General features: G+C 62.0%; 12 protein-coding genes. 2 read left to right on the top strand and 10 right to left on the bottom strand.

The annotated features are described in order from the left end of the window. The first annotated feature begins 19 nt into the window (after positions 1-19). Together ACQY1K_RS19745 and ACQY1K_RS19740 are read left to right on the top strand one after the other, a co-directional pair. Complete coding sequence (locus ACQY1K_RS19745) at positions 20-1678, top strand: ABC transporter ATP-binding protein (RefSeq protein WP_430260605.1); 1659 nt, start codon at positions 20-22, stop codon at positions 1676-1678. A gap of 236 nt (positions 1679-1914) precedes the next feature. Further along, positions 1915-2349: an RbsD/FucU family protein gene (locus ACQY1K_RS19740; RefSeq protein WP_162734845.1), complete on the top strand. Its 435-nt coding sequence runs from the start codon at positions 1915-1917 to the stop codon at positions 2347-2349. A gap of 253 nt (positions 2350-2602) precedes the next feature. On the opposite strand, the gene atzF is transcribed toward ACQY1K_RS19740, so the two are convergent. Genes atzF through ACQY1K_RS19690 form a run of 10 tightly spaced genes read right to left on the bottom strand, consistent with a single transcriptional unit; the run spans position 2603 to position 13013 of the window. Beyond that, complete coding sequence (atzF, locus tag ACQY1K_RS19735; protein ID WP_430260423.1) at positions 2603-4420, bottom strand: allophanate hydrolase; 1818 nt, start codon at positions 4418-4420, stop codon at positions 2603-2605. Further along, positions 4417-4770 (bottom strand): cupin domain-containing protein, encoded by a 354-nt coding sequence (locus ACQY1K_RS19730; protein ID WP_062460034.1) that lies wholly within the window; start codon positions 4768-4770, stop codon positions 4417-4419. Before ACQY1K_RS19730 ends, atzF begins: the two co-directional genes overlap by 4 nt. Continuing rightward, positions 4763-5431 (bottom strand): cysteine hydrolase family protein, encoded by a 669-nt coding sequence (locus ACQY1K_RS19725; RefSeq protein ID WP_184655908.1) that lies wholly within the window; start codon positions 5429-5431, stop codon positions 4763-4765. The genes ACQY1K_RS19730 and ACQY1K_RS19725 overlap by 8 nt, the downstream gene beginning before the upstream one ends. Further along, the gene (locus ACQY1K_RS19720) at positions 5431-6981 is read right to left on the bottom strand and encodes an ABC transporter ATP-binding protein (RefSeq protein WP_430260420.1); all 1551 of its coding nucleotides are present in this window, start codon (positions 6979-6981) and stop codon (positions 5431-5433) included. Before ACQY1K_RS19720 ends, ACQY1K_RS19725 begins: the two co-directional genes overlap by 1 nt. Position 6982: 1 nt before the next feature. After that, on the bottom strand, positions 6983-8047 hold the full coding sequence (locus ACQY1K_RS19715) for a ring-opening amidohydrolase (protein ID WP_430260418.1): 1065 nt from the start codon (positions 8045-8047) through the stop codon (positions 6983-6985). 17 nt (positions 8048-8064) lie between these two features. Then, the gene (biuH, locus tag ACQY1K_RS19710; protein WP_430260416.1) at positions 8065-8766 is read right to left on the bottom strand and encodes a biuret amidohydrolase; all 702 of its coding nucleotides are present in this window, start codon (positions 8764-8766) and stop codon (positions 8065-8067) included. Between the two features lie 9 nt (positions 8767-8775). Continuing rightward, the gene (locus tag ACQY1K_RS19705; RefSeq protein ID WP_430260414.1) at positions 8776-9792 is read right to left on the bottom strand and encodes a formamidase; all 1017 of its coding nucleotides are present in this window, start codon (positions 9790-9792) and stop codon (positions 8776-8778) included. Positions 9793-9805: 13 nt separating this feature from the next. Next, on the bottom strand, positions 9806-10732 hold the full coding sequence (locus tag ACQY1K_RS19700; protein ID WP_430260412.1) for an ABC transporter permease: 927 nt from the start codon (positions 10730-10732) through the stop codon (positions 9806-9808). Then, entirely contained in the window at positions 10732-11862 is a 1131-nt protein-coding gene (locus ACQY1K_RS19695; RefSeq protein ID WP_062460021.1) for an ABC transporter permease, read from the bottom strand. The genes ACQY1K_RS19700 and ACQY1K_RS19695 overlap by 1 nt, the downstream gene beginning before the upstream one ends. Positions 11863-11885: 23 nt before the next feature. Next, positions 11886-13013 (bottom strand): BMP family ABC transporter substrate-binding protein, encoded by a 1128-nt coding sequence (locus ACQY1K_RS19690; RefSeq protein WP_430260409.1) that lies wholly within the window; start codon positions 13011-13013, stop codon positions 11886-11888. Positions 13014-13088 lie beyond the last annotated feature (75 nt).

The following is a 13088-nucleotide window of genomic DNA, read 5'->3' as shown; positions in this document are numbered from 1 at the left end:
GCATTCCGCCACAGCTGCAATGCCGATCCTCAGCGTCCGCGATCTCGATGTCGATGCGCGAACGCCAGAGGGGCGTAAGCCGGTTCTGCGAAACGTGAGCTTCGATCTGGCAGCCGGCGAAACGCTCTGCATCGCGGGTGAATCCGGGTCGGGCAAATCCGTCACCTCGCTGTCGATCATGGGACTGTTGCCGAAGGCCTCTCTCACTGTCACCGCGGGCAAGATCCTGCTTGGCGATCGCGACCTGACATCGCTTTCCGATCGGGCGATGCGCGCGGTGCGGGGCGGCGATATCGCGATGATCTTCCAGGAGCCGATGACCTCGCTCAATCCCGTGATCTCGATCGGCGCGCAGCTGACCGAAGCGATCCGCGAGCATCAGGGTCGCGACAATGCGGGTGCCGTGGCGCTTCAGATGCTCGACGCGGTGCATATGACCGAACCGGCGCGCCGGATGAAGCAGTTTCCGCACGAGCTTTCCGGCGGCATGCGGCAGCGGGTGATGATCGCCATGGCGCTGTCCTGCCGGCCGAAAGTGCTGATCGCCGACGAGCCGACAACCGCGCTCGACGTGACGGTGCAGGCGCAGATCCTGAAGCTGATGCGCGAGTTGAAGCGCGAGTTCGACACCTCGATCATCATGATCACCCACGATATGGGCGTGGTGGCGGAAATGGCCGACCGTGTCGTGATCCTGCAGAACGGCAGCATCGTCGAGCAGGGCGGCGTCATCGATATCTTCCACCGACCGCAGGCGGCCTACACGCAGCAATTGCTGGCCGCCGTTCCGATCCTTGGTGCGCATGCGGGAACCGACGGTCCGCCGCGGGTCTCGGCCGAGCCGAAGCAGCCGGTTTCCGCGCCGGATCGTTCGCCTGTCCTCAATGTCCGCGATCTCGGCGTCAGCTATGGCAGCGTCGCCGGCCGCCTGTTCAAGGGCAAGCCGCCGGTGAATGCGGTCAGCGACGTCGCTTTCGATATCCTGCCCGGCGAGACGCTGGGTCTGGTCGGCGAAAGCGGATCGGGCAAATCGACAACCGGAAAGGCGGTCCTCGGCCTTATTCCCTTCAGCGGCCATGTGATGATCGGCGGCCGCGAGATCGGCATGCTCAGCCAGCGCGATATGCAGCCGGTGCGCCGCTCGGCGCAGATGATCTTCCAGGATCCCTATGCCTCGCTTGATCCGCGCATGGCTGTCGGGCGCGCCATCGCCGAACCCTTGGTCATCCACGGTATCGGCAACAGAACCGAGCGGCAGGACCGTGTCGCAGACCTGCTTCGCCGCGTCGGGCTGCCGCCGGAGGCCGCCAGCCGTTATCCGCACGAGTTTTCAGGCGGCCAGCGCCAACGCATCTGCATCGCCCGGGCGCTGGCTCTCGAACCCAAGCTCATCGTCGCCGACGAAAGCGTTGCGGCGCTCGACGTCTCGGTCAGGGCGCGCGTGCTGGACCTGATGCTGGAACTGCAGGAGACGATGGGGATCGCCTATCTGTTCATTTCCCATGACATGGCGGTGATCGAGCGCATGTCCCACAATGTCGCCGTGATGCGCGGCGGGGCGATCGTCGAGATGGGCAGCCGCCGGGACGTCTTCGAACAGCCAAAGAACGACTATACGCGGGCGTTGATGGCTGCGGTGCCGATCCCCGATCCCGCTGCGCGTCGCCATCACGGTTAAGGCGACGCGTATTCGTGGATTGCCTGACCTCGATGCGGGACTGTCTTGCCACGGTGACGCGGCTGACGATAGACGCTTTACGACGAGGATAACGTTGGAGCGTCAACACGTATGCCGAACACAAGACACGGATTTCGTTGCTACTCATCGATTTTTTTGACAGCTTGTGCCGCAGATAGCCTTGGCCATCACACCAACGATACAACTCTATCAGCTATAACGGAACTCGTATGACAATGTTGAAGAACATCCCAAAGCATTTGAGCCCGGATGTGCTGTGGGCACTCGCAGCAATGGGGCACGGTGATTGTCTGGCTGTGGTTGATGCCAACTACCCAGCTTATTCTCGTCATCAACGTGTCTTACCGATTGTGGGAGTGCCGCTCGTTTCAATCATCGCCGATATATTGAAGTTGATGCCGGTCGACGACTTTCTCGAAAAACCCGTAGTTAAAATGGTCCCTGACGGAGACCCGAGCTACGCCGCGTCGGTTCATTACGATGTCGAAAAGATAGTAAACGATACGGAGGAGCGGCAGGTTAGCTTCGAGCCCGTCGAGAGGACGAAGTTTTACGACGTTGCGGCTCGCGCGTTCGCTGTTGTCGCGACTACGGATGACAGGCCCTTTGGTTGTTTCATTTTCACAAAGGGCGTCATCCGATCCGTCTAGTTTCCGTCGGCGCCGTCGGTTCGATTTTGCAAGACTTCTGATATGGTTAGGCGTCCTTTGATCTTTGATTCAGAGCTTTCGGGATCATGACGTGGATGCGCTTTTTCATGTTGACGACCTGCGTGATGCGAATATCGGCCGCCAAGCTGCAGCGGGCGTGCATGTCACCGGAGCCGTCTGCGGCTACGTCGGATCGAGTGCTGTCAGGTTAGAAGCAGATCGAGGTTAGGTAGAGACTACATGCCGCCAGCAATCAGCCGCTTTTGCAATAGGCGCGCCAGCCTCCGTATCGGCTAATGTCGTTTGCGCCTGTCTCGAGCGCGATCTGTTCGCACAGGAACCCCTTTGCCGACGTTCCGTCCGACAGCGAGACCGTGCCGATCCCGAGAGGCGCGGGGATTGCCGCCACAAACCGGCCGAAGGCTGCGGGCGTCAGGCGCCAGATCTCGACTTCGATCTCGGTACCCTGATTCTGGCCCACCTTCACCATGCCCGGCTTGGCGGGAACCGTGCCGGCGAGGGCGTAAAGGCGGTAGTCGGTGGACGTCCGTGTCGTTCGGGAGAATTGGCCGTCGAGGTCGATGAGCTGATGATTGAGCGGCATTCCCGAAAGATGCGCGCCGACCACGACCAGATCGATCAGATCATCTGCCGGCACGACAGGCGGTGCCTCGGTCGGAGCCGGTAGCGGCCAGCCTGTCGCGCCGAGCGTCAGCCCGCTCGCGGCGTGAAGATCGCGGGCAAGCGTCGCTGTCAGCCCTTCCTTGCCGGCCGGTGCGAGAAGGGTGACGCTTGCCGGCAGGCCGTCCGGTCGCTTCCCGGTCGGGACGGCGATGCCGCACATATCGAGCAGATTGACGAAATTCGTATAGGTGCCGAGGCGGGAATTCTCCCGGATCGGTTCGGCTTCCAGCTCCGCGACCGTGAAATGGCGCGGTGCCGTGGGCACGCAGAACAGATCGACGGAACCGATGACCGGCGCGAGTTTCTTCTTCAGCGCCTGCAGCGCATAAAGGCCGTTGAAAGCATCGGCCGCCGAGAGGGCTTTCGCTCCGCCATAGATGCTGCGCGTTACCGGATGGAACGTGTCCTCATGCGCGTCGAAGAAGTCCTTCACGGCTGCGTAGCGTTCTGCAACCCAGGCGCCTTCGTAAAGCAGGTCCGCTACCTCGTAGAAATCGGCAAAGGGAATTTCGACGAGCTTGTGTCCGAGGCCCGTCAGTGCGGCGAGGGCCTGTGCGTAGGCCGCTTCCATCGACGCGTCGCCGAAGAACCTCAGGTCGGCCGCTGCGGGAACGCCGATCGTCAGCACGGGAGGCGCCGCGCGATAGCCTGTGGTCGGGATCGCCCTCGAATAGGCGTCGGTCTCATCCGGTCGGGCTGCGACGGAAAACACGGTCCAGGCGTCCTCCACCGTCAACGCGAAGACCGAAACGCAATCCAGCGTCCGGCACGCGGGAATGACCCCCGTGGTGGAAAAGGCGCCAAGGCTTGGTTTCAAGCCGACGATATTGTTGAGGCCGGCCGGAATGCGCCCGGAACCCGCCGTGTCCGTTCCTAGCGCGAACGAGACGATACCGTGTGCGGTGGCAACGGCCGATCCTGACGATGAGCCGCCCGGCACGAGTGTCGGGTCAATGGCATTCTTCGGGACCGGGTAGGGCGAGCGCAGGCCGACAAGGCCGGTGGCGAACTGGTCGAGATTGGTCTTGCCGATCACCAGCGCTCCCGCCTCCTTCAGCAGGCGCACGATGGTCGCATCTTTTTCCGGCGTGTAGGCGTAGTCCGGGCAGGCGGCGGTGGTTGGCATGCCCGCGACGTCGATATTGTCTTTTACCGCAAAGGGTATGCCGAACAGCAGCTTTGCGGGATCGAAGGCGCCGAGCTTTTCCGCTTCCGCCAGGATCTCGAGTTTATCGCCCAGGTGGATGAAGATACCGGGGTCATCGACCTCGGCAATCCGGGCAAACACGCGCTCGACGATCTCGGTGACGGTGCCGCCGTTGCGATAGAAATTCGACAGCGAGACGATGTCGAATGCGGGTAGATCCGTCGATGTGGAGTAAGTCATGCCATGCTCTCTTCAAGTATCTTCACGGGCCGGTCCCACTGGATCAGCACCACACATCCCTTATCGCTCCAGACCGAATGCTCGGTGCCGGCGGCGTTGACCACGTAACTGCCCTCACCGTAATCCCCCGCTTCATCGGACTGCACGCCGTTGAGAACGAGGATGGTTTCGAGCCCCTGATGGAGGTGGCGTGGCACGGATGCTCCCGGCTGATACTTCAGGATCGCCACGCCCGGTTGGTCGCCCTCGAACGCTCTGATCCAGTGGATCGTCACGTCTTTGCGGAACGGTCCGAATTCCAGGTCCTTCCAGCCTCCAGACGTCAGCATGGCGCGTGTCGTTTCAGGCATGGGGCAGTCCCTTCAGGATGTCGTCGATATGCGCCGTCCAGCCAACGATGGCGCCCTGGGCGCGGATCATGGCGATGGCGGCGGCCTTGAATTCGGGGAAATAGCTTTCGGTCGCCTCCTCGCAGAGCAGGCATTCATAGCCGCGGTCGTTTGCTTCCCGCATGGTCGTCTGCACGCAGACTTCGGTGGTCACGCCGGCAAAGACGAGCTGGGTGATGCCCTTCTCCTTTAGGATTTCGCCGAGTGCCGTCGCATAGAACGCGCCCTTGCCGGGCTTTTCGATCACCTCTTCGCCGGCGATCGGGGCGAGTTCGGGCAGGATTGCCGTGCCCGGTTCTCCCGCAATCAGCACACGGCCCATCGGCCCTTCGTCGCCGATCCGGAGAGAGGGGTTGCCGCGATCCCGCTTGGCAGGCGGCAGGTCCGAGAGATCGGGCCTGTGACATTCCATCGTGTGGATGACAGGCAGGCCCGCGGCGCGAAAACCTTCGATAAGCCGCTTCACGTCCGGCACGATCCGGGTGATACGAGAGACGTCGTTGCCGAGGCTTGCGCCGAAGCCGCCGGCTTCGGCAAAATCGCGCTGCATGTCGATCACAACAAGCGCCATCTCGGCAGGTCGCAATGGAAAATCGAACGGTTCGGCCTTGATCATCGACATCAGTGGTGCCCCGCCATATGTGCCCCGATCACGCCGATGTCGGCGCCACGCGCCGGCGTCTCGTAGACGAGCCGTCCCTCGGAAATGACGATGATGCGGTCGGACATTTCGAGAAGCTCGTCGAGATCTTCAGAAAGCAGCAACACGGCCGTTCCAGCATTGCGCGCCTTCATGATGCGGGCGCGGATTTCTGCAACGGCCGAGAAATCCAGCCCGAAACACGGGTTGGAAACGATCAGCAGATCGACATCGCCTGTCAGTTCGCGGGCAAGCACGGCACGCTGAACATTGCCGCCGGAAAGCGCCGCAATCGGTGATGACGACGATGCGGTCTTCACCTTGAAATCGGAAATGAGCGACGTAGCCCGTTTTTTCATGCCGGCCTTGGAGAGCCACATTGCATCCCGGCCATCGGCCTTGAGGTCGAAGGTTCGGAAGGAAAGGTTCTCGCTGACCGTCATCCTTGGCGCGCAGGCATTTTGCAGCGGCTCTTCGGGAATGAAACGTACATTGTTAGCCCGCGTCTCGGCGCGAGTTGCCCCATAGGCCGAGCCGTTGACCTCGATGCTGCCGGCGCTGAGAGGTCGCTGACCGGACAGGATCTCGGCAAATTCCTTTTGTCCGTTGCCGGATATGCCGGCGATCCCGACGATCTCGCCTTCGCGGACCGAGAGGTCGTCGATCTCGATCGTCCTCAGCCCAGATCGATCCGGCGCCCTGACGTTGCTGAGCCTGAGCACCGTTTCCGCAGATTGGTTGACAGGCGCGCGGCTGTCGAGTTCGGCGAGTTTCACATTGCCGATCATCATCGCGGCCATGTCGGCGGTCGAGAGGTCACTGACCTTTCCCGTCCCGACCAGCTTGCCGCGACGCAGGATCGAGACGTCGTCGGCGAATTTGGTGATCTCGTGAAACTTGTGGGATATCATCAGCACGGTCAGCCCGCCGCTCTCCGTCATCCCGCGCACGAGGCCCAGCATCTCGTCGGCTTCGGCGGGCGTCAGAACTGATGTCGGCTCGTCGAGAATGAGGAAGGACCGGCCGAGATAGAGCTGCTTGACGATTTCAAGCTTCTGTTTCTCGCCAGCGGCAAGCTCGCTGACCGGTCGGTCGAGCGGGATCTTGAACGGCATACGCTCCATGAATTCAGCGAGTTCGCGGCGCTCCTTCGTCCAGTTGATCACGGCCGGCACTTGAGCCCGGCTGATCACGAGGTTCTCGGCACCGGTCAGCGAAGGGACGAGGGTGAAATGCTGGTAGACCATCCCGAGCCTGTAGGTCGCCGCATCCCTTGGAGAAGCGATCGCGACTTCGCGTCCGTCGACCGAAAGCGAGCCCGACGTCGCGTGGTAAAAGCCCATGATGCATTTGACCAGGGTCGACTTGCCGGCGCCGTTCTCGCCGAGAAGCGCGTGGAAGGATCCGGCTGGAACGCTGATCGAAACGTCATCCAGCGCCGTGAACGCGCCGAACCGCATGGTCATTCCCAATGTGTCGATGCTGGCAGCCTTGCCACGCTCCGGAAGAGGGGTATCGCGAACAATGCTCACTTCATCTCTCCTTTTCAACAATGATAGCGACAGGCCCGCCGCCGGGTGGTCCCTGGTGCTCGGCGCCACCAGAGACATAGAGATCGGTCATGCCGAAGACGCCCGCGAGCACGCCGCCGACAAAGGCGCGGGCATGGCGGGTGCCGGCAATGTCTGAATCGTCCAGCATCGTGTGACGCCGGCCACCGACCATGCCGGATGGGTCGGGTTCCGCCTTGGCCAGTACGGCGGCAATCGTCGTCCTTTCCGGCAGGCGCGCACGGGCGCCGTGCACGGAAGCAGTATCGATGGCGCTCGCCATGACGGCGTGATCGATCGCAAGCGGTCCGCTCCAGGCTCGGCTCATTCCAAGTACGATGATCTCGTGATCGGTCAGTTCGACGCCGGCGGATGCGGATGCGCGACGTGAAAAGAGGTCGTGACGGGAGCCGATGACCTCATCGGTAATGGTTGCGGCATCGACTTCGCCAAGTGCTAGGGCGACGCCCAGCGCCGAGGCTCCACGCGAAAGTCCCATGGACTTGAGTGTCTCGCGCGTGGCGACGGCGTGCCCCGTACTGTCTGCTTCGCCGATGCGGGCAAGCGTCAGAAGCGGGCATTTGATCTGGACGAAATGGACGTCCGCGGGGTCGTCGATGCCTGCATCCGCCATCGCGGTTCTTACGCCTTCGGCGACCATAAGCGCCTGTTCACGACGCCCGAGATGATGGAATGGGAGGTGGGGCGTTCTGGATGTACCGATGGCGAGAGCGGGCCCGCCTGCATCTGCGGCGTCATCAATCAAGCTCTCACGCGCAAAAACCGTCCAGTGTGGCGACAGGGCTCCTTCGGTGCCACCGGACATCACCAGCGAGACACCCTCGACGCCGTGGCGCGCGAACAGTGCCTCGAAACTCGCCGTGGCGAAGCCCCGCGTGAAATCGTTGACGCATCCGTTGCCCTCCGTCTTTCCGAGGATCGCAACGACGTTTTCCGGCTTCAGCCCTGCCGCGAACAGGGCTTCTACGCCCGATACATCGGACGGACCGCTCGCCGCAATGCGAAAGACGTGAGCACGCCTGGTCATGGTGGCGGCTTGCATCATCACGGGAGTGCCTCGATCAGCATTTTCGAGCTGGCCACCGCGCCGAAGACGCCGCCCTGCATCTTGACCATCTTGATCGCAGCGAGGTGGTTGCCGTAATCGGTCGCGCCGCAGCAATCCTCCAGAAGCAGGCATTCGAAGCCGCGGTCATTGGCCTCACGCATGGTCGTCGAGACGCAGACATCTGTTGTGATGCCTGTCAGAATGAGGTTCTCGATGCGCTTCTGGTGGAGGATCAGCTCCAGATCCGTCGCGCAGAAAGAACCCTTGCCGGGCTTGTCTATGATCGTTTCACCCTCGATCGGATAGAGTTCCGGGATGATGTCCCAGCCCGGCTCGCCGCGGGTCAGGATGCGGCCGCAGGGGCCGGGATCGCCGATGCCAGCACCGATGCGCTGCGAGCGCCAGCGCTTGTTGGCAGGTAAGTCGGCGAGATCGGGACGGTGGCCTTCGCGGGTGTGGATGATGTGGTAGCCTTTGGCACGCATGGCCGCGAGCACCGATCTGATCGGCTCGATCGGCGCCTGCACCAGCGACAGGTCGTATCCCATGTGGTCGACATATCCGCCTTTTCCGCAGAAGTCGGTCTGCATGTCGATGATGATGAGGGCGGTGTTGTCTGGCCGCAGCTTGCCGTTATAGGGCCAGGGATAGGGATCGGCGCCGATATAGGTTCCGGTTGTTTCAACCATTGTGTCCATGATCTTCTCCTATTCCGCTGCTGGCTTTAGGGTTTCGCCATAACGGCGCGACGGCTTGTCGAAACCGCAGGATGTGCCGTCGGTGACCTTGACCTCATTCTCCCAGGGCAGCCGGTATTTGCCGGCGATCAGGTCGTGCATGTAGCTGTAGGGTGCATCGCCGGCGCCGCCTTCGACAGCGACGTAGCCGCGGTGGCCGAACTGGTAGATGTTGTTTTCCACGCCCCAGCCGCGCCGTGCCTCGCGCACAAGATCCGGACGGACTTCGGCTGTGATGATTTCGTTCGGCCGGCCTGACGTCCCGTGGGCGATGACTGACCCGTCGAAATTGCAGATCATGCCTTCACCCATGCTGTCGAACGTACCGTCCGAGCCGCACATGCAGACATTGGCGGTGACCATGAGATTGCAGAAGGCATTCGACTGGTTGGTAAAGCGCCAGGCCTCGCGGATCGGCGCCGTATAGCCTGCCGTCCGGATCATGATTTCGGCACCCTTGTAGGCGCATTCGCGCGCCATCTCCGGGAACATGCCGTCATGGCAGATGATCAGTGCGAGCTTTGCGCCCTTGGGCCCGTCGATGACAGGTATGCCGAGATCGCCGGGTTCCCAGGGCTCGACCGGCACCCAGGGATGCATTTTGCGATAATAGAGCTTCAGCTCACCCTGGTCGTCGATGACGATGCCGGAATTGTAGGGCATGCCGCCCGGGTTCAGTTCCATGATCGAGAAGCAGCCCCAGATCGCATTTTTGCGGCAGGCTTGCTTGAACGCAGCGACCTCCGGCCCGTCCAGCGAGCACATGATCTCAGGATTGATGTCCATCGAGAGACCGTGCAGCGCATATTCTGGGAAGACGACGAGATCCATGCCGGGCTGGTTGCGCCGCGCCTTCGCGACGAGATCGACGATCACCTGCGTCTGGCGGGCAAGGTCCGCTTTCGTCACTGTCACCGGCAATTGCAGCTGCACGAGGCCGATGCCAACGCCGTGTTCGGATTTGTTGAGGCCGCCTAAGCCATTCATGTCGCAACTCCTATCATTTCGTCAGGGAAAGCGCGCCCGGCGCGCCGGAAAGCGCGCGGTGGGGCGAGGATGTGGCAATCAGTATGGCAAGCGTCAGCACGTAAGGCGCCGCGTAGAAGAGGTAGTAGCCCTGCGTCACGCCCACCGATTGCAGCGCCGGTCCAAGCGCGCCTGTCCCGCCGAAGAGAAGTGCTGCTAGGAAGCAGTGGATCGGGTTCCAGCGGGCAAAGATCACGAGCGCCACGGCCATGAGGCCCTGGTCGGAGGAAATGCCCTCGTTCCAGGAGCCGGGATAGTAGAGCGAGAGATAGGCTCCGCCGACAGCCGCCAGCGATCCACCGAGCGCGGTGGCAAGCAACCGCACGCGGTCCGGGTTGATGCCCATCGCGCGGGCCGCATCGGTGGAGTCCCCGACGACGCGCAGGATGAGGCCGGGACGGGTATTGCGGAAGGCCCAGAACAGAAAGAGAGAAAGGGCAAAGCCGATGAAGAAGAGGACATTGATATTCAACGCCGCCTGGACCTGCGGATAGGACGACCAGTTGCCGAGCGGGATGGAGGGAAGTTTTGGCGCAGAAGGCTGGATGAAGGGCTTGCCGAGGAAGAAGGCGAACCCGAGCCCGAACTGCATCATGGCAATGCCGATCGCGATGTCGTTGACGCGCGGGAAGCGGCAGATGAAGCCATGAATGAGCCCGAAGACCGCTCCTGCCGCCATGGCCGCGAGCACACCGAGCCATGGCGAACCGGTGAGGACGGCGACGGCGTAGGCCGTCATGGCACCGAAAACGAGCGTGCCTTCCAATCCGAGATTGATGCGTCCGGAACGCTCGGTAATGGCTTCGCCGAGCGAGACGAAAATAAACGGAGTAGAGACGCGGATTGCCCCGGCGAGGATCGCAAGCGGCACGCCCCAGAGACCAATGTTTGTCTCGTCCATCACGTTCTCCTTTTCCAGAGGTCGGGATTGAAGACCTTGAACCTGCCGTAAAAGGTCTCGCAGAAGAGGATGACGATGAAGAGCGTGCCCTGCAGCGCAACGACGGTCGCATCAGGCAGTCCCATCCGGCGCTGGATCAGGCCGCCGGATGCCTCGAGCCCTCCGAGCAGAAACGCGATCGGGATGATTGCCAGTGGATTGTGGCGCGCCAGAAATGCCACGAGAATGCCGGTGTAGCCGTAACCTGCCGCAATCGAGCCGTTCGCACTGCCCTGCACGGCCGCCACCTCCAGCATGCCGGCAAGCCCGGCGAATGTGCCGGCGATCGCCGTGAAGCCGACGATCAGTCGACCGACCGGCAAGCCCTGGATCTGTGCGGCGCGTACATTTCCGCCGGCCATCCGAGCGGCAAAGCCGTAGCTCGTCATCTCGATCAGGATCCAGGAGCCGACGCAGGCTATGATGCTGATGACGAGGCCCCAGTGAACATCCATTCCGGGGATATCGCCGATCATATATCCTGGTGGCAGCGGCATGGTGGAGGGCTTGTTCAGGCTTGCCGGATCCCGCAACAGCCCTTCCACGAGCTGGTTCATCAGCGCGATCGCGATATAGGCCAGCAGCAGCGACGAGATCGTTTCGTTGACGCCGCGGTAGTGCCGCAGAAACCCTACCGCACCGATCCAGATGCCGCCGACGATCATGGACGCAACCGCCATGACGATGAGCGCCGGATAGGGAGGAAGGAAGCCGGTCAGTGGTGCGGCAACCGCTGCGGCTGCAACGCCGCCGAGCACGAGCGCGCCTTCTCCGCCGATGATGACCAGACCGAGGCGTGCCGGCAGTGCCACGCAGAGCGCTGTGAGGAGGAGGGGCGCTGCGCGCGAAAGGCTGTTTTGCAGCGAAAACCAGCTGCCGAAACCGCCGGTATACATGAGCTGGAAGAGCGCGACCGGCGACTTGCCGATCGCGAGAATGAAGAGGGAAAAGAGCATGAGGCCTGCCAGAATGGCAGCAGACCCGATCACGACAGGCTCCGCCCGCCGCGCCAGCCATTCCAGAAGCGGGCGGAACGTGGCTCCTCCGCCGGCATTCAACGAGAGCGCTGGATCGTTTGCTTGTACCGTCATGACGCTTCTCCCTTCACCTGATGTCAGGAAGTGGAGCCGACCACGCCCTCGACGAGGTAGGCCATGCTTTCGAGATCGATCGCATCCTCCGCATAGGCCTTGTCGGCAGCGATTACGGCATTGCCCTTGTTGTCGTTGAGGGGGCCCTTGAACACGGAAAGCTTGCCGGTCATCGCCTCCGCAAGCGTCGCATCGAACATCTTGCGGCCTTTTTCCGATACGCCGGGACCGAGCGGGCTCATCTTGACGAAGCCGTCCTTCAGTCCACCACGAACGAAGTTCCCGAGCTTTTCTCCGGCCTGGGTCTTCTTGATGAAATCGGTATAGACGTTGCCCCAGGCCCATTCGGCACCGGTCAGGTATTTCTCTGGCGCAAGCGGGCTCTGGTCGGCGTGATAACCGCAAACGAACGCGCCGCGGCCGGCGGCGGTCTCGACAACGACCTTCGGGCTGTCGACGTGGCAGGTGATGACATCCACCCCCTGATCGACCAGCGCGTTGGTGGCTTCGGCTTCCTTGATGGCGAGCGACCACTCACCCGTGAAGATCACCTGGCAGGTGATGGTCGGGTCGACGGAACGAGCCCCGAGCAGGAATGCATTGACGTTCTGAACCACCTGCGGGATGGGCTTCGCCGCGACGAACCCGATCTTCTTGCTCTTGGTCGCGTTCCCGGCGGCAACGCCGTTCAAATATTGACCCTGATGGATGTAGCCGAAATAGGATCCCGTATTGGCCGGGTGCTTGCCCGCCTGCCACAGGCCACCGCAATGGCGGAACTGGGTGTCGGGATACTTCGCTGCCATAGCCAGCATGTGGGGATCGAAATAGCCGAACGACGTCGGGAAAACCAACGACGCGCCATCGAGGTTGATCATCGATTCCATCGTCTTCTGGACATCGACGGTCTCGGGCACGTTTTCCTCTTCGACGAGCGTGACACCCGGCATGGCCTTGATGACCGCAGCACCTTCGGCATGGGCCTGATTGTAACCGTAGTCATCCTTCGGTCCGACATAGATGAAGCCGACCGTCAGCGCGGTCTGCGCCAATGCCGTTCCCGGCGTGAGACCGGGAAGTGCGCTTGCGGCAAGTCCGGCCGCAGACACCTGCAGAAAATTCCGGCGGTTCATGGAAAGGAGTTTCGTCATCGTCATTCTCCCTCGCGGCGCTCGGCCGTTCGCTATTGGACAAGGGACAGCAAGCAACAGGCGTGCCACTTTGTA

The sequence above is a fragment of the Neorhizobium sp. IRS_2294 genome (assembly GCF_050500145.1).
GTDB lineage: Bacteria > Pseudomonadota > Alphaproteobacteria > Rhizobiales > Rhizobiaceae > Neorhizobium > Neorhizobium soli.
This window is presented reverse-complemented; position numbering and strand designations above follow the sequence as displayed.

Excerpts from the sequence above, each read along its gene's own strand:
- ACQY1K_RS19745 (WP_430260605.1), top strand. The coding sequence starts at position 20 with ATGCCGATCCTCAGCGTCCGCGATCTCGATGTCGATGCGCGAACGCCA.
- ACQY1K_RS19740 (WP_162734845.1), top strand. The coding sequence starts at position 1,915 with ATGTTGAAGAACATCCCAAAGCATTTGAGCCCGGATGTGCTGTGGGCA.
- atzF (WP_430260423.1), bottom strand. The coding sequence starts at position 4,420 with ATGACTTACTCCACATCGACGGATCTACCCGCATTCGACATCGTCTCG.
- ACQY1K_RS19730 (WP_062460034.1), bottom strand. The coding sequence starts at position 4,770 with ATGCCTGAAACGACACGCGCCATGCTGACGTCTGGAGGCTGGAAGGAC.
- ACQY1K_RS19725 (WP_184655908.1), bottom strand. The coding sequence starts at position 5,431 with ATGTCGATGATCAAGGCCGAACCGTTCGATTTTCCATTGCGACCTGCC.
- ACQY1K_RS19715 (WP_430260418.1), bottom strand. The coding sequence starts at position 8,047 with ATGACCAGGCGTGCTCACGTCTTTCGCATTGCGGCGAGCGGTCCGTCC.
- biuH (WP_430260416.1), bottom strand. The coding sequence starts at position 8,766 with ATGGACACAATGGTTGAAACAACCGGAACCTATATCGGCGCCGATCCC.
- ACQY1K_RS19705 (WP_430260414.1), bottom strand. The coding sequence starts at position 9,792 with ATGAATGGCTTAGGCGGCCTCAACAAATCCGAACACGGCGTTGGCATC.
- ACQY1K_RS19700 (WP_430260412.1), bottom strand. The coding sequence starts at position 10,732 with ATGGACGAGACAAACATTGGTCTCTGGGGCGTGCCGCTTGCGATCCTC.
- ACQY1K_RS19695 (WP_062460021.1), bottom strand. The coding sequence starts at position 11,862 with ATGACGGTACAAGCAAACGATCCAGCGCTCTCGTTGAATGCCGGCGGA.
- ACQY1K_RS19690 (WP_430260409.1), bottom strand. The coding sequence starts at position 13,013 with ATGACGAAACTCCTTTCCATGAACCGCCGGAATTTTCTGCAGGTGTCT.